Raw genomic sequence first — 20,915 nt, forward strand, 5'->3', positions numbered from 1 at the left:
AGGTTCAACGACGGTCACCGAAGGTCACCGTCGGCACGTGAGGGCGACCGAGGCCACCAGGATCACCGGAACCGGTGACCACCGGTGAGGGTGATGACGACTGCTGCGCGGTTCCGCGCACCGCTCGTTCAGGACTGGCGCAGATCCTCCAGGGTCACGGCCGAACCCGGCAGGACGGAGGGGGCCGGGGCCCGCAGTCCGTCCAGGAACACCTGCAGGTGGCGATGGACGAAGCGGTCGGCGTTCAGGCAACCGGTACCGGCCGGGGGCCGGCTGAGCTGGGCCACCGCGATCATCACGTCTCCCACGCCGACGTCGGGCCTGAGCTGCCCGGCCGCCTTCGCACGGTCCATGACTTCACCGATGATCCGCTCGACCCGTTCGCGCGCGGCTTCGAGGTCGGGGTGGTGCTCGTCGAAGGTGCTGGAGATCATCGGGCACAGCGCGCTGAGCCGCTCCTCGGCGGAGGCGTGCACGAACCGTTCCAGCGCCCCGAACGCGTCGCTCTCGGCGAGGGCGACCTGTCCGGCCTGGACCATGCGGTCCAGCACCGAGCAGACGACCTCGCGCACCAGCGCGTCACGGTCGGGGAAGTTGCGGTACACCGTGGCATTGCCGACGCCGGCCCGGCGGGCGATCTCGTCGAGCGGCACATCGGCACCGAACTCGACGAACATCTCGCGGGCGGCGGTGACGATCCGCTCCCGGTTGCGCAGAGCGTCGGCACGGGGCCGGGTCACCTTGCGCACGGTGGGGGTAGCGGTCGCGGTCTGCACGGCGCACTCCTTCTGACGTGTCTGATGTTTCGGACGAATCGAATGTCTCGAACGTCTCGGCTGTCTCGGATGTTTCGGATGTTTCGCGACCGAAGACGATCCGGGGATCGACTCCCCGTTTCGCTCGGACACATGGCTAAACGGGGATGGCGTCCCCGGTTATTTCCCAAACCCAGAACTTTCTTGGTGTGACCTGGATCACGCCCTGGCCGGAGCGAACGAAGACGGGCCGCACGGCCGAACCCGGGGTGGCAGGGAAGCGCCGGGAGCAGCGATACCTCCAGGGGACATCCAGGGGCCCTTCAGGGCGTGACCAGGGGATGTGTGCGCCCGAGCGGGACCGCCGCGGCCGTACCGATCGGTAATCCACGATCGGTCTCCTCCAGCGCGCGCCCGCGTGCACCCCGTCGGAGGGTGATCGAAAGGGTGCAGCCGGTGATCGGTGGCTGCCTGGAGCGAAAGGCCCCTGCATGCAGCCGCAGCCCCTGCGCACCACCCCGGCCCGCGCAGGCGAGCCACTCCGCCGTCGGATACGCACGCGCCGCGTCGCCGCCCTCGCCTCCGTCTCCGTGCTGACGCTCGCGGTCAGCACGTCGGCCGGATCCGGGCACCTGTCGCCGGCCCCCGGTGCGACGACGGCCGGCGCGGGCCCCGTCTCCCTGGCCCGTTCCTCCGCCCTCGCCCCCTGCATGATCAGCGGCCGCACCACCGTCCAGATGTCCGAGGGCCTGCCCACGCCGGGCGGCTACTCCCGCTCCACCGGCACCGTCCGCGCCCTCACCCTGATGATCGACTTCTCCGACGCGCCCGGCCGGGGCAGCGCCCTGAGCCGCTACCGCGAGTTCTTCCCGCAGACCGAGGAATGGTTCCGCACGGCCTCCTACGGCCGCCTCGACTACCGCGCCGAGACGCCGATCCGGCGCTGGCTGCGCATGCCCAAGCCGTTCCGCGAGTACGGCATAGAGCGTGGCGCGCCCTTCGACCCCGGCTACCGCGAACTCGTCCAGGACATCGTGGCCTCCGCCGACCCGACGGTGGACTTCCGCTCGTACGACCTCCTGAACGTGCTGGTCACCCCGAACGCGGGCCCCTCCGCCCTCGACACGGTCCTCTCGGTGACCTTCGCCGGCAACGCCGAGGCCCCGGTCGCCGACGGGGTCACCGTGGCGAACGCGTCTTTCGTCTACTCCCGCCAGGACGACGGCTCAGGCTCCTACGACCGCACCGGCTATCGCGTCCTCCCCCACGAGAACGGCCATGTCTTCGGCCTGCCCGACCTGTACACCCAGGAGGGCGGGGGCGCCGTCGGCCACTGGGACATCATGAGCGAGGACTGGGGCGCCAACAACGATCTGCTCGGCTGGCACAAGTGGAAACTGGGCTGGCTGGACGCTTCCCAGATCTCCTGCGCGGCCGCACCGGGCACGACGGAATACCCCCTGACCCCCCTCTCCCGCACGGCCGGCCCGAAGCTGGTCTTCGTCCCGCTCAGCGACCGCACCGGGTACGCCGTCGAACTGCGCGCCCGCGGCGGCAACGACGAGACGGTGTGCCGCCCGGGCGTCCTCATCTACAAGGTCGACGCGGACGTGGACACCGGCATGGGCCCGGTCACGGTCTACGACTCCCACACCGACAGCGGCGGCTGCACCCGCAGCCCCAACGTCCACGCGGAACTCTCCGACGCCCCCTTCGCACCGGGCGAGACCTTCGAGGACCCCAAGAGGGACATCCGCATCTCGGTGGTGGGAGCGGACCTGAAGGGCGACTACCGCGTACGGGTGAGCCGTGGGTAGCCGACCGGAGGAGAGACGGACCTGAGAGGCGCGGGACGCGGGACGCGGGGGGTGTAGGGGCGGTCGGCCGGGCGGGGGCGTGCGGTCCGCAGGCCGACCGGGGCTACCGTAGGCCTGCCGCGACGCCGTACAACCACACAGCCACGCACGCACCTACCTACCTACACGCACGCTCGCACGCACGTACACGCGCGCGTGCAGGCACTCCGCCCGACACGGACCGCCACCGCACACCCGCCGCCGAACACCACGCACGCACCGCACCACATCGCACACAACCCACCGCACACCACGCACCGCACCCCGCCACCGTCAGTTCCGCCGCCGTATCGGAGAACCGAGCAGCCATGTCCGCGAAGACGACCGCATCCGCCCCGGTCCCGGCTCCGGTCCCGAACCCGGAGGTAGGGCAGGCGCCGGCGGAGGCGGTCTCGCCGCTGATCCGGGGGGTCGCCGTGTTGCGGCAGCTGACCGAGGCGGGCGGCACGATGAGCCTGAGCGCCCTGGAACGGACCACCGGCCTCGCCCGCTCCACGGTCGACCGCATCACCGCGACCCTGACCCGCATGGGATACGTCCGTCTCGACGGCCGGGACGCGGTCCTGACCCCCCACGTCATGGAACTCGGCAACGCCTACCTGGCCGCGCTGCGCCTGCCCGCACTGCTGTCCACGCGCGCGGACCGCCTCGCCGACGAACTGGACGAGTCCGTTTCCCTGGCGGTCGCCGACGGCGACGGCATCCGCTTCATCCACCAGGCGACGCGCCGCCGCGCGATGTCCCTGAGTTTCCGCATCGGCGACCTGCTCCCGGCCGAACGCACCGCGCCCGGCCAGCTGTTCGCGACCGAGTGGACGGACGAGGAGTGGCAGGCCTGGCGCGCCCGCCGGACGAGGGATCCGCAGAACCGCGACTTCCCGACCGTGCCGGCGCCCCCGCAGGGTGCCTGGAGCGACGAGGACTTCACGCGGAGGACCGCGCGGGCGGCGGCGGAGAACTGCGCCCTGGACGACCAGTTGATCGAACCGGGCCTGGTGGCCGTCTCCGTCCCCGTACGGGATCCGCGCACCGCCCGGATCGCGTGCGTGGCGAGCGTCGTCAGCCATACGAGCCGGCACACGTCGGCGGACCTGCGCGAGACGCTCCTCCCCCGCCTTCGTCTGGCCGTGGCGGCGATGGAGGAGGACCTGCGCCGGGCACCGCAGCCCGAGCCGGGTCCGCCCCCCGCGGGACTGGCGACCTGGACGGGCGCGTCGAAGCAGGAACTGGGCCGCGAGTTCATCGAGTCCCTCGCCCGGGGCCTGACGGTCCTGGCGGCGTTCGACGAGGGCCGGGCGGAGCTGACCCTCACGGAGGTCGCGAAAGCGACCGGCCTGGCGAGGGCGACGGCCCGCCGCGCCCTGATCACCTACGAACACCTGGGCCTGGTGACCCCCACCCCCCACCGCGCGTTCGCGCTCACCCCCCAGGTCCTCTCCCTCGGCTTCCCGCCCCTATCCCGCACGTCCCTCCCCCGGATCGCGACCCCCCACCTGGCGACGCTGACGGACGCCATCCAGGAGACGACCTCCCTGGCAGTCCTGACCGAGCGGGGCGACGAGATCCAGTACACGGCCCGGTCGACCGCGCGGCACGTCATGAGCGTGGACATCGCCGTGGGCACACGGCTCCCGGCCCCCTCCACCTCACTGGGCCGCCTCCTGCTCGCCGGACCCACGGCGGCGGGCTCCGGCTCCTACACCCTGGTCGACGAGGAACTGGAACAGGGCGTACGCGCGATCGCGGTCCCGGTCCGCGACCGGAACGGCCGGGTGATCGCCGCCCTGAACGCGGCGAGTCACGTCGCCCGCCGCACGGCCGAGGAGTGCGTCCACGACATCCTCCCGGCCCTGCTCTCCACCGCCTCCCACATCGAGACAGACCTCCACACAGCCGCCCGCTTCACCCACGTCCCCCTGACCTGACCCCCACACCCGCCAACCCGAATCCGGTACGCTGACGCCAGTGACCCACAGGGCCACCATCCCGCCTTCGTAGCTCAGGGGATAGAGCACCGCTCTCCTAAAGCGGGTGTCGCAGGTTCGAATCCTGCCGGGGGCACAGAGAAAGGGCCAGCTCAGGAGGGTTTCCTCCCAGGCTGGCCCTTCGTCGTGTTCGGGGTCGTGCCACACGCGTGCCACTACGGCTGTGTGGAGGCCGGATCCTCTAGTCCGAGACGGCCTCTCCCCCACCCTCACGGATCATCGCTCCGAGCCGATCAGCGATGGCCCGGTCACGGTCGCTGGTCATGTGCTGGTAGATCAGCGCGGCGCGTGAGCTGCTGTGGCCCATGCGGGTCATCAACTCACGGGTGCTGGCACCGGCAGTCGAGGCCAGCGTGTTGCCGGTGTGGCGGAGATCGTGAAAGTGGAGTTCCGACGTGACCCCCGCGGCCTTCCTGGCCGACACCCAGTCGTCGCGGAAGTTGCTCCGCCGGAGCTGGCCGCCCTGCGGACCGACGAAGACATGCCCGTCGCGGCCAGACGCGGCGAAGTGATCCAGGTGGCGTGTCACGTCGTCGAGCAGCTCGGCGGGGAACGAGACGGCACGAACGCCGGCGGCGGACTTCGGCGCTTTGTCGAAGAGCCGGCCGTCCTGCAACTCGGCTTGAGACCGACGGACGCTGACGGTCAGCCTCTCCAAGTCGACGTCCCGACGGCGGAGGGCGGCCAGTTCGCCGAACCGCAGAGTGGTGAACGCGGCCAGGAGGACGAGCAGCCGGTAGCGCGGCGCGATGGAGTCGGCGACGGCGAAGACCTCGGCAGCCGACAGGATCGGCCGCTCGGGCACGTCGTAGCGATCGGCGCCCTTGATACGGCACGGGTTGCGCCGGATCAGTTCGTCGTCCACGGCCGTGTTCATCAGGGCCCGCAGCAGTTGGTACGCCTTGACCACCGTCGGCTCACCAACGCCGGCCGCGAGGAGCTTCCCCCTCCAGCTACGCACACGAGCCGTCGTCACGTCAGCCACGGTCCCGGCTCCGAAGGTGGGCAGGATGTGCAGCCGCATGACGGACTCAGACCGCTCACGGGTGCGGTCGGCAAGCTTCCGGTCCCGCAGCCATGCCGTGGCGAACTCCGCGAAGTTCACCGCCCCGGCGTCCGGGTCCGACCACTGGCCGCGCGTGATGTCGGCCTCGATGTGGGTGAGCGCGACTTGGGCGTCGCTCTTGGTCGCATACGTCGTCTCGGCCGGACGAAGTTGCCCCGTCTCGGGGTCGCGGTAGCGAACCTGCCAGCGACCGGACTTGAGCTGTCGGACCGAGCCGAAGCTTCTGCGCTGACCCTTCTTGTTGGCCATCAGGCAACCCTCCGCAGCGAGCCTCGCCGGTGGCCGATCGGCTGCACTGTGTTGGCGTCGATGAATGCGCTCAGCTCCCGTTCGGGGATACGTACGTGGCGGCCAACCTTGACGAATGCGATGCGTCGTTCGGCGATCAGACGGCGCGGGAAGCGCTCCGAGGTGCCGAGAAGTTCGGCCACCTGCGCCACGGTGAGGTAGCGGTCAGCCACGAGTGGGTTCTCCTTCCGTTCCGGGGGCGGGTTCGAGAGATGCGGCGAGCCAGGCTTCGGCGTCGGAGAGGCCGGTGCCAGCGAAGACCCAGTGCGCGAGGACGTACGTCGTCTCGGGCCCGGTGTCGGGGGTGGCGGCTTGGGCTCGTCGCCATTCGGCGCGAGCGTCGCGGAGTGCGCCGAGGGTGGTGGAGTAGCGGCGGGACTTGGTGGAGAAGTGGCCGCGGAAGCCGAGCATGTGAGCCCAGGCCCGCAGGCGAAGGTGTTCAAGGTCCTTACGGGCCCCCAGAGCCCAGGCTGTTCGGATGAGGCGGCGCGCGTGCTCGCTGATGTCGAGCTGGGCGAGTTCGGCGACGAACTTCAGCGGCCGGTCGAGAGCTCCCATTGCCGTCTCCGCGCCCTTGGTTGCGTACTTGGCGATGTAGGCGGCGACAGCGCGTTCGGTGAGCTCCTGGCCGTCGTTGAAGTCGGCGGATCGGATGGTGCGGACGTCGAGTTGGCGGCCGAAGACGAACTCGTGGGTGCGGCCGTCGATGGTCGGGCCGTCGACACGGACCTTGGACGCGGCAGCGCCGATGGCGTCGGTCAGCAACTCGGCGGTTGCCCAGGCCGGGGGTGGGGTGTCCCCGCCGGTCGGGCCGTCGATGCGTATGACCGCGTGGAAGTGGACCGCGCCGCGCTTCTGGTATTCGGCGACCTTGGCGAAGGAAACGCGGGCGTAGTCGCGTAGCTCCCGCTGTGACAGGCCCGCACGCTTGGCGACCTCTCGGCGCAGGTAGATCGAGAAGCGGCGCCAGAGGGGACCGGCGTGCGCGTTCCAGAGGACGGCGGCTTCGTAGTCGTAGGTGTCCGGGTTGAGCGGGGTGCCGAGTTGCTCGTCCTCCTGGTCGTGCTGGGTGCCGCAGCGGCAGGGGCGTCCGTCGGTGCGGCGGTTGTGGACCGGGCCGAAGCCGGGGGCGGTGAAGGTGGCGAAGACGCGGGGGTGCGTGGCGACGTGTTCCGGGGTGCCCTTGCCGCCGCGCAGGCCTGCGGTGATCAGTTGGAAGGTGTCGCGGCGGTAGACCTCGGAGCAGGCCGGGCAGCGGGTCGTGCGGCGGTTGTTGCAGCGGACGAGGAGTTGGCCGGCCGGGAGGTCGCCCGAGTCGAGGTGGTGGAGGATACGGCCGATCTCGCCGGTGGCGGTGTCCACGTCGTATTCGGTGCGGTGGCCGTCGAGGCGAATGGGGTGGGTGCAGCCGCCGAGGCCGGAGAGCTGGCGGAGGATACCGGGCAGGGTGCCGCCTGCGGCGAGGTTGCTGAGTTCCGGGAGAGGGGGCGGGATGGCGCGGGCGAAGATGACGGTTCTCCTTCTGACGGGCACTTCGGGAGGAGTGGGCCGCCGGGGCGGCGGGTACGTGGCTGTGTCACGCCGCCCCGGAGGTCTGGCGCAGGTCAGCGGCGGTGGTGGTCGCGGAGCAGGGAGCGCAGGACCACGGCGGCGACCGCGACCGAGATGGCCGTGACGGCGACCGCGGCCAGAAGCGCGGTGAGGACGACTCCGCCGACGAGGACGGCCGCGACGGTCTTCTGATCGATGGAGACCGACGGGAGAGAGCGCCGGACCGGGGCGGGGGCCGGGTCGGTCGGGGTGTGGGTGTGCGCGGGCGGCGGGGTGGGGTTGTCCGGGTACTTGGGCAGGAACACGGCGAAGTCCTTATCTACTCGTCTAGTCATGTGAGCCGTTTACGACGTCCACGCCGGAGCGCGTGCCGGACTCGATGGCTGGGGCGAGGAAGGTGCGCGAGAGCCAGAAGCCGAAGAGGGTGATCAGGACGACGATCCAGATTCGGACGCCGAGGAACTTGACCGCCCCCCAGGCGAAGAAGCCGAGGATGACGACGAGCGGAAGGCTGACGGTCACGGGGTACGCAGTCCTTTCAGCGGACGGGGCAGCGGTGGGTGCGGGCGGCGAGCTCGGCGGCGGCGCGGCTGTCGTAGTCGGCGGAGAAGTTGCAGCGCGGGGCGGTGCAGGCGGCGGTGTGCTTCTCGCGGCCGCGGTGGTCGTAGGCGGTTCCGACCTGCACGGGGCCGATGCGGGTGACGTTGCGGAAGCGGCGGTTGGCGGTCATCAGAGCTCCCTTTAGAGGTGGGCGGCGATGGCTTCGGCCATGGGCGCCGGGACGCCGAGGCGGGCGCGCAGGGTCGTGACGTCCATGGGGGTGCCGGTCCGGGTGTGGTGTTCGGCGGCGACCTTGCGGGCGTGGTCGATGAGGGCTGCTGGGACCGGGACGGCGGGGCGCTCCGGCGGGGCCTCGATGGCGGGTGGTGCCGGGGTGGGCGGCTCGGGTTCGGTTTCGGGCTCGTCCTCCTGGTCCTCGATGACCTCGGCGTCGTCAACCGCCGTGGGCGCGGAGTGGGCGAGGAGGGTTCCGCCGAGGAAGGCGACGGCGGGCCAGCCCGCGACGAGGATGCGCAGCCAGGCCGGGACGTCGCCGAGGTCGAGCAGGCCGGCCGTGGCGACGTTCGCGCCGAGGGATGCGGCGAGCGCGATGACGAACCAGCACCAGGCCGCACCCTTGGCCGAGCCGGAGCGCAGTCGACGCCAGGCGGCGACGAGCAGCAGGTCGACGGAGACGGGATAGGCCCAGGCCTTCCAGCCGTCCTGTCCGGCCGCCACGGCGACGTCGTGAATGTGCGCGAAAGACAGCGCGGCGGCGATGAGCGCCTGGACGAGCACCGCGTCGATACGGGCCAGTTGGGCGCGCATGAGGGCGTCTCCATTCTGGATCAGGCATGGGAGGGGTAGGGACCTGGCGCGAGACGGTCACGCCGACCGGGGTGCGGTGAGGCTCAGTCCGTGAGGGGGCGCGGTTGGACCGCGGGCCCTGGCCGCTCGACGGAGGGCAGAGGAACGGGCACGTAGGGCCGAAACGGATCCAGCGCGGGGAGGCCCGGGACGAGGTGGGCCGTGTCCCGGCAGATGTCGGCGGCGTCACCGAGGGAGAGATACGGGGTGCGGATGCGGGACCAGCCGCCGGAGGTGTCGCCCGCGACGGCGAGGCCGGGACGTTCGGCGGGGATGGCGCAGGCGGCGAGGACCGCTTCCGGCGCGATGTCACCGAGGGCCATCTTCGCGGAGGCCTCATCGTTCACGCGGTGGCAGACCCGGCCGGTGAGCTGGGCCCGGAGCATGGTCGCGCCCTTGCCGAGTTCGGCGCCGAAGCGCTGTCCGCACACTTCGAGGTAGATGCCGGCCGCGCGGCCGAGCTGGGCGAGGCGGATGAGCTGGGTGACCATCTCGTCGCGCCGTTCCTCGTCCTTGCGGGTGGCGGTCAGAAAGAGTTCGGCCACCTCGTCGACGAACAGGACGACCGGCACGGGCCGTTCACTCTCAGGCAGGCCCCAGATGTCGGAGGTGATCTCTTCGTCGGGGAGATCGGGGGCGATGCCTTGACGGGCCTTGATCAGGTCGTATCGGTCCTCCATTTCCTTGATCAGGACGGGCAGCAGTTCGGCGGCTTCGTCTGGGTCGGTGGCGAGCGCGGAGAGGCGCGAGGCGAACGGGGCCAGCTCGACCCCGCGCTTGCAGTCGACGCCGACGAGGGCGACGTCCTGCGGTGCGAGGCCCGAGACGAGATGGCGCAGGTACATGGACTTACCCGACAGCGTCGCGCCGAGCGTGAGTTGATGGGGAACGGCCCGGTAGTCGCGCACGAAGGGCATGGCGTCCTCCCGCAGCGCTACCGGCACCTTGAGGAAGCCGCCCTCGACCTTGCGGGGCATCCGCACCTTGCGCAGGACGTCGAAGCCGACCAGCCGCAGTTCGACGACACCAGGCTTGACGGTGGAGACGTACACGGCGTGGACGCCCCAGGCGTGCCGCAGCCGTTCGGCCGAGGCGGCGACGTCGGCGGGTTCCTGTCCGGGAGCGAGCCGCAGCCGCAGCCGTAAGCCCGTCGACGTAGGGCGGATGATGCCCCGACGAGGCGGGACGGGCCGCACCTCCCGCCGAGTGGTGGCCTTGACGGCGAGGACGCGCAGCCGGGACGGCGCGACGGTCAGGCCGCAGGCTTCCATGACCGAGGCGTACGAGCTGAGCAGCCGGACTGTGGATATCGGCCCGCCGACCGCCGACCAGTACAAGGCCGGGTGGTTGGCCCGGGCGTAGGCGGCCCCACCGCCGAGCGCGGCGACGGGACCACCCACCTCCAGCAGTGTCGCGAGTTCGGACATCAGGCCGAGGTCCCCATGACGGCCGGGAAGGCGGCCGGGGTGACGGCAGCGGCCCGGAAGGCGATGCCGTGACGCTGCTGGCCGTTGAACACGGACTCCCACGGCCGGGCAACGAGCCCCGGCAGCGAGACCGGCGCACCGAGGTTCAACCCCTCTGAGACACCGCCCTCGGGGACGGTGACCTTGATCAGCGAGGACTCCCCGTCCTCGATGTAGACGACGCCGATGGTCATCAGCGCCTCACCGCTGACGGCGTCCTTGGCGATCTCACCGGTCTGCCGGTCACGGACCTTCGGCTCGGGAGCCTCGGTGAGGAGGATCGTCGCGGCGGAGGTCTCCACACGGATGGTGCGCACAGGCACGTTCCTATCTACTCGTCTATACAAGATGCGATCTGCGACCCCGATTCACGGGCTCACGACGATCACCTTGCCACATAACTTGCCCACTCGTCTATACGAGTAAGCGTGTTGGGGTGTACGAGTTCGAGGAGCGTGCCGACCACTGTCAGACCCATCCGTCAGAATCCGGCCATGCTGATAGCGACAAGCGCCAACGGCCATGTGGTGAAGCGTCCCTCGAAGCCGGCCATCGGGACGATGCTCGCCAACCTGCGACGCGGCAACGAGCACATGGTGCTTGAGCGCCAGGAGGAGGACCGCGAAGGGGACTGGTACATCCAGGTCCTGTTCCGCGACAACAACACCTACCAGCTGGAGTACCGGGACGGCGTCCCTGCCGAGCACTACCAGACGCAGACCGTCTCGCAGGAGAAGGTGCATACGGCACTCATCGGCTGGGCGACCGGCAAGCCGGATTGGCGCGAGGGCTTCATGTGGAACAACATCGGCGACATGTTCACGCCGGAGGCCTAGCACTGGCCTAGCACCCCACCGACACCGGTCATGCGATCACGTCGCCGGGAGCTGGTACGCCAGGACGTAGGCGTCCGCCGCCATGACCGTGTCGCAGACCTCGACGGGTCGCTTTTCGGTGTCGAAGGCGGTCCGGATCAGGTGGATCACGGGCACGCCGGCCGCCAGTCGTAGCGTGCGCACCTCGTCCGGCGAGGGCATCCGAGCGCGGATCTCTTCCTCGAAGTGGTCGAGGCGGTGGCCCAGCTCTTCGAGGCGGGCATAGATGCCGCCGGGGCCGGGGTTGGGTTCGGCGATCTGCGTGCCGCGGGCGATGTCGAGCGGCAGGTAAGACGTGGCGAACTCGACCGGACGCCCGTCGAGGAGGTAGCGGCGCCGACGTGCGAGGACCCGCCGCACGGACCCGAGCCGCGTGGAGATGTCCTGGCTAGCCTTCTCTTCCTTCACCTCAAGGCTGTCGACCTGGGGGTGACTACCGGCCGCGTCGGCTTCGACGATGAACGCGGACTTCCCCTGCTCGCGATGACGACGGGCGAACCGGTCCGAGGCGAGACGCCGCACGGGAGGACGGGGCCGGACAAAGACGCCCTTGCCGTGCTCGGCGTGGACGAGGCCTTCCCCCTGGAGGATGGAGAAGGAGTTGCGGACCGTCATCCGGGAGACCCCGTAGTGGTCGACGAGCTCAGCTTCCGAGGGCAGCTTCTCGCCCTCCCGGAATCGCCCACGGTCGATGGCTTCACGCAGCTGGTCGGCGATCTGCCGGAAGACCGCACGATCACTCGTGGGGTCGAGATCACCGAGCAGGCCCGAAGAAAGAGGGCTCACGTGTGTACTCCTTTAGGTATCTAGACGAGTGGGCGAGTGCTTGTTGCTACGGTGGAGAGCCTAGCCATCCGAGAGGGCCAAGGAACGTGAGCACAGAACGCCCGCACTCCGTGAGCGTGGCCGGGGTCGTCGTTGACGCCCAGGGTCGGGCCCTCCTGATCCAGCGCCGGGACAACGGCCACTGGGAACCGCCGGGCGGCATCCTCGAACGCGAGGAGACCATCCCCGAAGCCCTTCAGCGCGAAGTCCTCGAAGAGACCGGCATCAAGATCGCGCTTCCCGCGACCCTCACCGGCGTCTACAAGAACATGACGGGCCTGATCGTCTCGCTGGTCTTCCGCTGTGAGGCGGCCGACGGCACTCCGACCACCGGCGACGAGACCCGCGCACTGCGCTGGGTGACCCGCGAAGAAGTCTCCGAACTTGCCGACGAGGCGTACGCGATCCGCGTCATAGATGCACTGGACGCGGCGTCCCCGCCGGCCATCCGCGCCCACGACGGCGTGAAACTCGTCTAGTCCGAACCCGCTGCACATGGCGGCCTACCAGCATGAAGGAACTTGTATGCACGAGTATACGAGTACTGCCCGGGTCTGGGGACTGTCTTGCCCAGGTTTCCCGGAAGAGGTCAGCCGGGCCCGCCGATGGACGCGCGACGTCCTGCGCGGCTCCCCTTTTGCCGAGGACGTCGAGCTGATCGTGAGCGAGCTCAGCGCGAACGCAATCCTCCACACGGCGAGCGGCCATGAGTCCGGCAGCTTCCACCTGGCCGTCGCCGTCTCGGCGCAGGTGGTCGCCGTATCGGTGACGGACGCCGGAGGCATGGGCACGGCCCCGAAGATCGAGCACCAGGACCAGGACGCCGAGCACGGCCGCGGACTCGGCATGGTCAGCGCGATCGCTCACCGGGTCGTCGTCCACGGCAGCGAGGCCGGCCACACCATCACGGCGGAGCTCTTCACCGACGTACACCGCGGAGGGCACCCGTGCTGAGGACGACGACCAGGCCGGGCTTCTGGTGCGAGTGCTGGACCCAACGGCTCGACGGACGACGCCCGCCGGCCCTCTTCGGATCCTTCGACGCGTACTCGGCGGTCGAGGCAAACAATTGGGTGGCGACGATCCTGCGCACCATCTCACCAGCACTCGACACAGCCGCTTCCCAGGAGGCGTGGACGCGACTCCACGACGACCGCATCGACACAAGGCGAGCCCTGTTGCGCCGGGAGCCCTGGACGGTGTCCATCACGCACACCAGCACGCGCATCACATGGACAGTCCGACCAGCGCTCTTCCTGCCCCTGGCACACCGTCAGGGCGTCGAACTCCCAGCCTGCACGAACGCCTTCAAGCCCCACAGAGCCGACTGAGTTACAACTTTCTCTACTGGTTCAAGGCGGCTCGCTCCGCTCACCGCGCGCGGCCCGGCCCCCGGCCGGGCCTGCGCTCCTGTCTCCGCCCCGCTCCAGCCCGGCCAGCGCCCGGGCCGCGCGCACAGCACTGCCACCTGAAGCCCGAGGGGGGAGGCCGCCCACGGGAATTTTGATAAGCCGGGATTTCCTTGCAAGGATAGGCGTCAGTGGCCTTATTTCTTGAAAATCCTATGGTAAAGCCACTTAACACTGTCCCATGTCAGGTCTGCAGTCTTAAAAGATGCCGTCACCCACGCGAAACCCGCAGCGCTGAGCCACGCAAGAAAGGCGTCGAGAATCTTTCTCTTTTCCTTCTTCTGGGAAATTTTTGCCTTCTCGGCAGCCCGAACGATTCGGCCAACCTCTGCGTCAGATAGGTCATCTATGCCCGCCACAGGGTGCCCCCTTAATCACGAGTTTTCTTGCCTATCGCTCTTACGACTTCATCTCGGATACTCTGAGGAATAAAGTCAAAGGGACCGAACGCTTTAATGGGGTCAAAGATCCAAGCTCGTTGTGCGTCGGAGCAGGATGCAATCATCCCAGAAAAGAGCTCCTGAAGTCCATACAGATTTTTCGAAGAGTACGGGTACATCTCGACATTTCGACCCAAAGTCATTGAAATTTTGGCGGACCGATCTTGGATGATTTCTGCGATTACCTCCTCTTGATCTTCACTGGGCAAGTTGAGACGATAGTCCCAGTCCATTGGATCAACCAAGTCGATTTGGTTTATTCCGAATACAATCTTTTCATGATGATCGGCCAGCAGCTGCAAATAACCTTGATCGAGCGCAACGGCACGCTGGCGTGCAGCCATCACCCATAGCACGACATCGCAGCGGCCTAGATGATTCTGATACATTTCCAGGTAGCCTGGATCGCGCACTAGGTCTTCTCCGAGTCCCGGAGCGTCGACAACACGAAGTTTCAGACTGTGGCCATCAGTGCTTGACGCACGCACCGCTGTGACATTCAGGTCCACATCGAGGAACTCCTTGGTGCAAGCTACTGAATGGCTGATTGGCAATTCCGTCTTGAACATCGCATTGATAGTCGAGGACTTTCCCGTCCCCGAGACTCCAATTACACCTATCGTGGGCGGGTGTTCGCTAAGATAGGACGCCACAGAACTGCTTACCTCGTCTGCGACATCTGGGGGAATATTTGCCACCCCGTTTCGCTTGCGAGCGATTTTCTGCTTGCTTCCCCAGCGCGCCATGGCATCCTCGCTATGATTCCATCACTGCAGAAGGGCATCGAACGAAGCCCAAGTCATCCTAGAGGCGCTGCACGCCGTCATATGCAGAGTTGTGTCTCACCAAGATCGAAGCGCCCTGTCATGTAAAACGCCTCCGTCAGCCTGCTGAGCCGGATCTGACAACGTCATGACTTCCAGCGTATGCACGAATTGGCCTTGCCTGCCACTCCGAAACAAGTCAGTTGATTTTCCCAAGTTCGATGTCGCCCATCAGGCGTGCCGCCTTCATCCGGGCTGGAGCGCCGGTCCCGGCCGAGCGGCAGAACCAGTACGCATTCGAACCCACCGTGACAGCGGAAGGCCTCGTGCGACAGCACTGCAACGATGTCGTACCGAGCCAGGCCGGCTGATCGCAGGAGCAGGCTCGTACCGCGAGCAGCCAGCGTGTTCGAGTAGTGATCAGGCCGCGGGTGCTTCCCGTCTTCTGGTCGGAGACGCTTCCGGCGTCCCGTACGACTCCGCTTCGAGTCCTGCCGCGACAGTTGCGCCCGTAGTTCGGCCGCTTCAGGGCAAACGGTCCCGACCTGTATCAGGCCGTCGCCGAGGCATCGGGCCACTTCTAGCTAGCCGCACCGCTAAATTTCGCCCAGGTCAGCACACAAGCCGCCCCAAAGTGCCCGCAGCTCCCAAGTTGCGGGCTTAGGCACCGTCGTTACGGGACGGTCGTCGCGACTTGCTCCGGTTGACGGCAGCGGCAGCGTGGCGGAGGCCCGTGGGGGTGCAGCGGGGCACACGCGCGCCTGATCGGCTAGCGCACCCGCCGTCGTGGCTGGCTGTCGTCGGCTGAGGTTCGTGCCACTGTCGTGCCAGATGCAGCGGTCAGCCACGGTCAACGAGGGTGCCTGGCGGTTGAGTTGCGGGGCATCTCGCCAGGCACCGAAGCCGCAGGTCACCGGCACAAAGCCCCAGCCTCTCTCCTAAAGCGGGTGTCGCAGGTTCGAATCCTGCCGGGGGCACAGAGTGAAGGGCCGGCTCAGGAGGGTTTCCTCCCGGGCCGGCCCTTCGTCGTGTTCGGGGTCGTGCCACGCGGGTGCCATTGCTTGGTGGCGGCCACTGGACACCGCCGGGCCGTGCCCGTGGGCTCGCCCGCCTGGCTCGATCACTGTGGAACCTGAGCCCCAAGAGCCGCTCCTGCACTGAATCGGCAACATTCGCAGCACTCGGCGACAGGGAGCCGGTTATGAGCCCACCCGAAGCATCGTGGGATCCAGCTGCCGTAATTTCTTCAGTTCGATGTGTTGCGGCGTGCCTCCGGCTATCTCGACGGAGAAGACGGCTTCAAATGGGTGCCCTTGGGCGACGATCCCATGAGCGAGGATCTCCGGGCTTGCGAGCAGACGTGCTGCGGCGCTCGTACCGAAACCGAAACTTCCGGCAAGGATGATGACGTTGCGCTCCCGGTCGAAAGGGTTCGTCGCGCGAATGAGTATGCCTTGGTCGACGACGAGTTGATCCTCTGCGTTCATGACGCAGCGCATGACGTCGTCCGTCACGGAATCATAGATGTGCGCGTCATGCGCCTCGGCTGATCCAAAGGTGAAGGTCACGGGTAATCTCTGCATGACCTCGGCGGTCACCCGGTTGGAGTGGGGCCCACCTACGAGCACGAGGTTGCCCTGACGTTCCAGCCCGGTGAGTTGGTGGCTCGGCGTCAGTGGAAGCTGGTCGACTCCTGCTCGCTTCAGTTGTTGTCGAAGTTCGTTCAAGGCCAGCACGTCCCCCACACCGACAAGCCCCGATCGCTCCCATATGTAGTGTTCTTCCTGGATGAATATCGACGTCACAACCCTGAGGTCGCTGGTGGAGAACGGCTTCCAGAAGCCTCGAATATTGCGAAATCGCCATAGGTCGCGCAGCTTGTCGAATGACCAGCCGGCCGCAAAGGCGATGACAGCTGAAGAAAGGTTGATGACGAGGTCTTGGAGGGTACTGCTCATCCAGACGGACTCCGATCATGGAAGGCCGGTGGCGCGGCGCTCCGTGGTTCCTCCCCCTGTTGATCGGAAATCTCACCGGGCGGCACGCTGAACTGTGGCGTATTTTTCCTCCGCATGTCGTGCCACTTCATCGAGCGTGCGTACCTCCGTCCCAGGAGTCCGGTCGGCAATGACCACAAGTCAGCAGCCTTGTGACGTCGTTCCGTGAGACGCCATCACGCGTGGAGGTGATGGGGCGGCACCGGTGCGTCCAAGCCCTCTGCTGCGATAGGAGGCTTCCGCGTGTGGTTGATCGCGCGGGTGGTGTGCTATCACCTGGCGCGCATCTTCGCGGTAGGGATCTCTTTCGCCCTCCCGGCCGGTGGCTCGCCGCCGTGTCGGTTGTCGTCGCGGGCGTTCGGGGGACATCTGAGTCGTCCTGTGCGCCCTTCCCGCGCCGTGGGGGCATCCCTTGACGGGACGAAAGGGAGACACGATGCCGCTCTATCTGTCGAGGTTCAGCTACACGCCGGAGACCTGGGCGCGGCTGATCGGCCACCCGGAGGACCGCGCGCAGGCCGCTCGGTCGTACATCGAGTCCGTCGGCGGGAAGCTGCACGGTTTCTGGTACGCCTTCGGCACGCACGACGGCTACAACCTGTGGGAGGCACCGGACAACGTGTCCATGGCGGCGGTCGCGCTGGCGATCAGCGGAGGCGGCGCGCTCGGCTCTTTCGAGACGACTGTTCTCCTGACCGTCGACGAGACCGTCAAGGCCCTCCGCGCGGCCGGGCAGGTTCAGTACCGGGCTCCTGGCGCGTAGCGGCCGACGGGGCACGGCACCGGGTCGAGGGAGTCGGTGTGGACCGCCCCGGCACCAAGGGGCGCCGGGGCGGGGCGCTCTGACCGGGTCTCAGCGCCTGCCGTCGGCATCAGCGCGGATGCGTAACTCCCATGGGGCGGGGGCGAGGGGGTGTTTGCCGTCGCGCGTCGGCTCGGGCAGGTCGGCCTGGCCGGTGGTTTCGGCGACTCTCATGGTGTTCCTCTCGGTTCTCGGTTCTCGGTTCTCGGGTGACCGGGTGACCGCGGGTGGGTCAGACGGCCCAGTACGGCCCGCTCGCGGTGCGGTGGAGGAGGGTGACCGGGCCGGCGTCGGCCGTCTTCACGCGGAGCTGGAACCGCAGGTGCTTCCCGGCCGGGACCGTGCCGGACAGCGCGAACTGGTGGCCACCACCGCCGTAGCGGGTGACGGTCTGGAACGCGGAGGGGTTCTTGCCCGAGGTGTCCGTCAGGTAGAAGCGTCCCTCGACGAGCGCGTCGTCCGGGGCCTTCTCCTCGAGTGAGACGTGCACCAGGGTGTTGTGCAGGCGCGGCCCGGCATGGACGACCGCGTCCTTGAACGCCAGGCCGACCCATTCGCCGGAGGGCAGCTCCACATCGATGACGTTCGATTCGTTCAGCATCGAGGGGTTGGGCACGGTGTCCTCCTGGCTCGGGTCGGTCGGGGTGGGGATCGGTGTGTCGGCGCCGGGGGCCTTGCGCAGCCGGGCCGCGACTCTGGCGCGGAAGTCGGCCATGGTGAAGCCGCGCGGGTCGGTCTTGGTGTTCGTCCACTCCTTGTGGCCGATGACGGAGGCGGCCGACCAGCCGTGCGCCCGGCACAGCGCGGCGGAGGCGCGGACCATGGCCTCCAGCTGGACCGCCGGCCAGGGGTCCTTGCCGTCGCCGAGGTTGACGCACTCGAAGCCGTAGAAGCGGGCGTTGCCGTCGGTGTCGTTCTCGTTCGGCGCGGGCAGCCTCTTCTCGGCGATGACGGCTTTCAGTACGTCGCCGTCGCCGCTGCCCGCGTGGTTGGCTCGGCCCCAGCCGACGAGGTGCACGACGCCCCGCTTGTCGATGACGCCGTGGCACAACGGTCCGGGGAGACCGGCGTATCCGTCGCGGCAAATGGCTACGGAGGCGGCCGTCCCGGAGGTCACGGTGTGGTGGACGACCACCCCCGCGACGGGACCCCACGCGCCGTGCCCAGCCCTGTTGTGGGTGCGCCAGCTGCCGACTTCGACGACAGTGACGCCCTCGGCTCTCAGGGCGGCGAGAACCCTGGCTGCGGTCAGGGGAGTTGCCATGCTGGTTTCCTTTCGGAGAAGCCGTGCATGTCCGGGTGCCCCGTAATCGGTTCGCCATCGTCGAAATTGCCGCCGCCGCCCGGCTTCCGACGTCCATAGAAGGGCAGTTCACCCCTTTCCCGGCTCACCCGTCAAAGGGAGGGAAAGGTACGGCTCGGCCATCGGTTTCCTCATCGGTGTGCGCATCGATATTTGCATTGATATTTGTATTGATATTTCGTGTCGGTCTCTGTGCCAGCATTTGTATGGGTGTTTGTATGGGTTTCGATATGGATATCCAGCGGATACCCACCCGGTGTCCGGACCGAGGGGCGGTGGAAGTCGGGATCGCGCGGTCGTTCGCGCAGGTCGGCGTCTAGGGTCGTCCGGTGACGAGTAGCAGTGTGCGGCGCTCCCCCGTCCTCGACGGGGTCCGTCCGTCGAAGGTGTCCGGCGACTGGCAGGGCCGGCTGCGCCTGTTCGGATACGCAGGGCGTCCCGGGACCGGCGTCCGGGAACGTCTGGTTCCGCCGTTTCCCGGGCCGTCGGCCCGCTGGGGGGAGCTCATACGGCTCGGTCCGGCCGGGGCGTACCGCGCCGCGAAGGTGATGGGCTGGCTGGGGCCGGTGCTCGTCGCCGTGCTGGCCGGAGCGATCCGGTTCCGGCGTCTCGGGCAGCCGCGGGGCCTCGTCTTCGACGAGACCTACTACGCCAAGGACGCCTGGGCGCTGCTGCGGCTCGGCTACGAGGGCACCTGGCCGGACCGCAGGACCGCCGACCCGGGGATCCTCGCGGACCCTCAGGTGATCCCGCTCTCCGACACCGGGGCGTTCGTCGCGCATCCGCCGACGGGCAAGTGGGTGATCGCCGCCGGTGAGTGGATGTTCGGCCTCACCCCGTTCGGCTGGCGCTTCATGACCGCGGTCCTGGGCACGCTGTCGGTGCTGATGCTGTGCCGCATCGGACGCCGGCTGTTCCGGTCGACGGCGCTGGGCTGTCTGGCCGGCGCGCTGATGGCGCTGGACGGTCTGCACGTGGTGATGAGCCGGTCCGCGCTGCTGGACCTCGTCGTCATGTTCTTCGTGCTGGCGGCGTTCGGCTGTCTGCTGCTCGACCGGGACGGGGCGCGGGCCCGGCTCGCGGCGGCCCTCCCGGTGGACGGCGACGGCCGGGCGCGTCCGGACCGGGTCACCGGCGAACGTGCCGGGACGGGACCGCGTCCGTGGCGGCTCGCGGCCGGCGTCTTTCTGGGGCTTGCGGCCTCTACCAAGTGGAACGGCCTGTACTTCCTGGCCTTCTTCGTGGTCCTCACCCTGCTGTGGGACGTCGGCTCCCGCCGCGTGGCCGGGGCGGCTCGCCCGTACCGGGCGGTGCTGCGCAAGGACCTCGGCCTGTCCCTGCTGTCGGTCGTGCCGGTCGCCGTCGTGACCTACCTGGTGACGTGGACCGGCTGGTTCCGGTCCGACGGCGGTTACGGGCGGCACTGGGCGGACGGCCGCGGTGGCACCTGGTCGTGGATACCGGCCCCGCTCCGCAGCCTGTGGCACTACGAGTACGGCGTCTATCAGTTCAATGTGGGGCTGCACACCTGGCACCGGTACGAGTCGAACCCCTGGAGCTGGCTGGTGCTCGGGCGGCCGGTGCTGTTCGACTACCGGTCGCCGAAGGCCGGGCGGGACGGGTGTCACGCCACGGCCGACTGCGCGCAGGCGGTCCTCGCGCTCGGCACGCCGCTGTTGTGGTGGTCGGCGTGCTGCGCACTCGTGTATCTGCTCTACCGGTGGGCGCTGCGCCGCGACTGGCGCGCGGGCGCCGTGCTGTGCGCGGTGGGGGCCGGCTATCTGCCCTGGTTCCTGTACCAGGACCGCACGGTCTTCTCCTTCTACGCGGTCGCCTTCGTGCCCTACCTGTGCCTGGCCGTGGCGATGATGCTGGGCGCGCTGCTGGGCCCGCCGGGGGCGGACGGCAGACGCCGGACGCTGGGCGCGGTCGTCGCGGGCGGGCTCGTGCTGCTCATCGCCTGGAACTTCATCTATTTCTGGCCCGTGTACACGGGCCAGGCGATCCCGGTCGGCGACTGGCGGGCACGGATGTGGCTGGACACGTGGATCTAGTGCTGCGGCCGGGCGGACGCGCCCGCGACGACGACCGCGGCGAACCGCGGTCGGCGTGGTCATCGTCGGCCG

The 20,915-nt window shown here is 68.5% G+C and carries 23 protein-coding genes and 1 tRNA gene; 9 read left to right on the top strand and 15 right to left on the bottom strand.

Annotated features, from left to right (window positions below; all coding sequences use genetic code 11):
• Nucleotides 1-128: 128 nt before the first annotated feature.
• Nucleotides 129-776 carry a TetR/AcrR family transcriptional regulator gene (locus tag ASD48_RS08075; RefSeq protein ID WP_199875667.1) on the bottom strand — a complete coding sequence of 216 codons (648 nt, stop codon included), beginning with the start codon at nt 774-776 and terminating at the stop codon, nt 129-131.
• Between the two features lie 470 nt (nt 777-1,246).
• On the opposite strand from ASD48_RS08075, the gene ASD48_RS08080 reads away from it, so the two are divergent.
• The 3 genes from ASD48_RS08080 (at nt 1,247) to ASD48_RS08090 (ending at nt 4,672) form a co-directional block, all read left to right on the top strand.
• The gene (locus ASD48_RS08080; protein ID WP_057600673.1) at nt 1,247-2,572 is read left to right on the top strand and encodes a M6 family metalloprotease domain-containing protein; all 1,326 of its coding nucleotides are present in this window, start codon (nt 1,247-1,249) and stop codon (nt 2,570-2,572) included.
• A gap of 347 nt (nt 2,573-2,919) precedes the next feature.
• A complete protein-coding gene (locus tag ASD48_RS08085) occupies nt 2,920-4,536 on the top strand; it encodes a helix-turn-helix domain-containing protein (RefSeq protein ID WP_057600674.1) in 1,617 nt (538 codons plus the stop codon).
• A gap of 63 nt (nt 4,537-4,599) precedes the next feature.
• Nucleotides 4,600-4,672, top strand: a tRNA-Arg gene (locus tag ASD48_RS08090).
• Nucleotides 4,673-4,777: 105 nt separating this feature from the next.
• On the opposite strand, the gene ASD48_RS08095 is transcribed toward ASD48_RS08090, so the two are convergent.
• From ASD48_RS08095 to ASD48_RS08135, 9 genes are all read right to left on the bottom strand, one after another.
• Entirely contained in the window at nt 4,778-5,911 is a 1,134-nt protein-coding gene (locus ASD48_RS08095; protein ID WP_057600675.1) for a site-specific integrase, read from the bottom strand.
• A complete protein-coding gene (locus ASD48_RS08100) occupies nt 5,911-6,123 on the bottom strand; it encodes an excisionase family DNA-binding protein (protein ID WP_057600676.1) in 213 nt (70 codons plus the stop codon). Before ASD48_RS08100 ends, ASD48_RS08095 begins: the two co-directional genes overlap by 1 nt.
• Nucleotides 6,116-7,444, bottom strand: coding sequence for a replication initiator (locus ASD48_RS08105; protein ID WP_242432556.1), 1,329 nt, complete (start codon nt 7,442-7,444; stop codon nt 6,116-6,118). Before ASD48_RS08105 ends, ASD48_RS08100 begins: the two co-directional genes overlap by 8 nt.
• A gap of 110 nt (nt 7,445-7,554) precedes the next feature.
• Nucleotides 7,555-7,806: a hypothetical protein gene (locus ASD48_RS08110; RefSeq protein WP_057600677.1), complete on the bottom strand. Its 252-nt coding sequence runs from the start codon at nt 7,804-7,806 to the stop codon at nt 7,555-7,557.
• Nucleotides 7,807-7,828: 22 nt separating this feature from the next.
• A complete protein-coding gene (locus ASD48_RS08115) occupies nt 7,829-8,023 on the bottom strand; it encodes a hypothetical protein (protein ID WP_057600678.1) in 195 nt (64 codons plus the stop codon).
• 16 nt (nt 8,024-8,039) lie between these two features.
• Entirely contained in the window at nt 8,040-8,231 is a 192-nt protein-coding gene (locus ASD48_RS08120; protein WP_010985414.1) for a mobile element transfer protein, read from the bottom strand.
• A gap of 11 nt (nt 8,232-8,242) precedes the next feature.
• Complete coding sequence (locus ASD48_RS08125) at nt 8,243-8,869, bottom strand: DUF2637 domain-containing protein (RefSeq protein ID WP_057600679.1); 627 nt, start codon at nt 8,867-8,869, stop codon at nt 8,243-8,245.
• Between the two features lie 83 nt (nt 8,870-8,952).
• On the bottom strand, nt 8,953-10,335 hold the full coding sequence (locus tag ASD48_RS08130) for an FtsK/SpoIIIE domain-containing protein (protein ID WP_057600680.1): 1,383 nt from the start codon (nt 10,333-10,335) through the stop codon (nt 8,953-8,955).
• Complete coding sequence (locus tag ASD48_RS08135; RefSeq protein WP_057600681.1) at nt 10,335-10,691, bottom strand: hypothetical protein; 357 nt, start codon at nt 10,689-10,691, stop codon at nt 10,335-10,337. Before ASD48_RS08135 ends, ASD48_RS08130 begins: the two co-directional genes overlap by 1 nt.
• A 177-nt stretch (nt 10,692-10,868) precedes the next feature.
• On the opposite strand from ASD48_RS08135, the gene ASD48_RS08140 reads away from it, so the two are divergent.
• Nucleotides 10,869-11,210, top strand: coding sequence for a hypothetical protein (locus ASD48_RS08140; RefSeq protein WP_242432527.1), 342 nt, complete (start codon nt 10,869-10,871; stop codon nt 11,208-11,210).
• A 36-nt stretch (nt 11,211-11,246) separates the two neighbouring features.
• On the opposite strand, the gene ASD48_RS08145 is transcribed toward ASD48_RS08140, so the two are convergent.
• Nucleotides 11,247-12,035 (bottom strand): GntR family transcriptional regulator, encoded by a 789-nt coding sequence (locus ASD48_RS08145; protein ID WP_057600682.1) that lies wholly within the window; start codon nt 12,033-12,035, stop codon nt 11,247-11,249.
• A gap of 110 nt (nt 12,036-12,145) precedes the next feature.
• Here ASD48_RS08145 and ASD48_RS08150 point away from each other — a divergent pair, with 110 nt between their 5' ends.
• The 3 genes from ASD48_RS08150 to ASD48_RS45070 are packed head-to-tail and all read left to right on the top strand — an operon-like array spanning nt 12,146 to nt 13,405.
• Nucleotides 12,146-12,553 (top strand): NUDIX domain-containing protein, encoded by a 408-nt coding sequence (locus ASD48_RS08150; protein ID WP_057600683.1) that lies wholly within the window; start codon nt 12,146-12,148, stop codon nt 12,551-12,553.
• A 46-nt stretch (nt 12,554-12,599) separates the two neighbouring features.
• Nucleotides 12,600-13,028 (top strand): ATP-binding protein, encoded by a 429-nt coding sequence (locus tag ASD48_RS08155; protein ID WP_057600684.1) that lies wholly within the window; start codon nt 12,600-12,602, stop codon nt 13,026-13,028.
• A complete protein-coding gene (locus ASD48_RS45070; RefSeq protein WP_057600685.1) occupies nt 13,022-13,405 on the top strand; it encodes a hypothetical protein in 384 nt (127 codons plus the stop codon). Before ASD48_RS08155 ends, ASD48_RS45070 begins: the two co-directional genes overlap by 7 nt.
• A gap of 448 nt (nt 13,406-13,853) precedes the next feature.
• Here the strand turns inward: ASD48_RS45070 and ASD48_RS41630 are convergent, their stop codons facing one another.
• The gene (locus tag ASD48_RS41630; RefSeq protein ID WP_079073657.1) at nt 13,854-14,669 is read right to left on the bottom strand and encodes a GTPase; all 816 of its coding nucleotides are present in this window, start codon (nt 14,667-14,669) and stop codon (nt 13,854-13,856) included.
• 1,217 nt (nt 14,670-15,886) lie between these two features.
• Nucleotides 15,887-16,645, bottom strand: coding sequence for a hypothetical protein (locus tag ASD48_RS08170; RefSeq protein ID WP_057600687.1), 759 nt, complete (start codon nt 16,643-16,645; stop codon nt 15,887-15,889).
• 475 nt (nt 16,646-17,120) lie between these two features.
• Between ASD48_RS08170 and ASD48_RS08175 the strand changes: the two genes are divergently transcribed.
• Nucleotides 17,121-17,447 (top strand): GYD domain-containing protein, encoded by a 327-nt coding sequence (locus tag ASD48_RS08175; protein WP_057600688.1) that lies wholly within the window; start codon nt 17,121-17,123, stop codon nt 17,445-17,447.
• A 90-nt stretch (nt 17,448-17,537) separates the two neighbouring features.
• Here the strand turns inward: ASD48_RS08175 and ASD48_RS45915 are convergent, their stop codons facing one another.
• Both ASD48_RS45915 and ASD48_RS45075 read right to left on the bottom strand, forming a co-directional pair.
• On the bottom strand, nt 17,538-17,660 hold the full coding sequence (locus ASD48_RS45915; protein WP_282438177.1) for a hypothetical protein: 123 nt from the start codon (nt 17,658-17,660) through the stop codon (nt 17,538-17,540).
• A 58-nt stretch (nt 17,661-17,718) separates the two neighbouring features.
• A complete protein-coding gene (locus ASD48_RS45075; RefSeq protein WP_057600689.1) occupies nt 17,719-18,750 on the bottom strand; it encodes a peptidoglycan recognition family protein in 1,032 nt (343 codons plus the stop codon).
• Between the two features lie 368 nt (nt 18,751-19,118).
• Here ASD48_RS45075 and ASD48_RS08185 point away from each other — a divergent pair, with 368 nt between their 5' ends.
• Nucleotides 19,119-20,843 (top strand): phospholipid carrier-dependent glycosyltransferase, encoded by a 1,725-nt coding sequence (locus ASD48_RS08185; RefSeq protein WP_199875675.1) that lies wholly within the window; start codon nt 19,119-19,121, stop codon nt 20,841-20,843.
• Nucleotides 20,844-20,915: the final 72 nt, after the last annotated feature.

This window comes from Streptomyces sp. Root1310 (assembly GCF_001426425.1).
Taxonomy (GTDB): domain Bacteria; phylum Actinomycetota; class Actinomycetes; order Streptomycetales; family Streptomycetaceae; genus Streptomyces.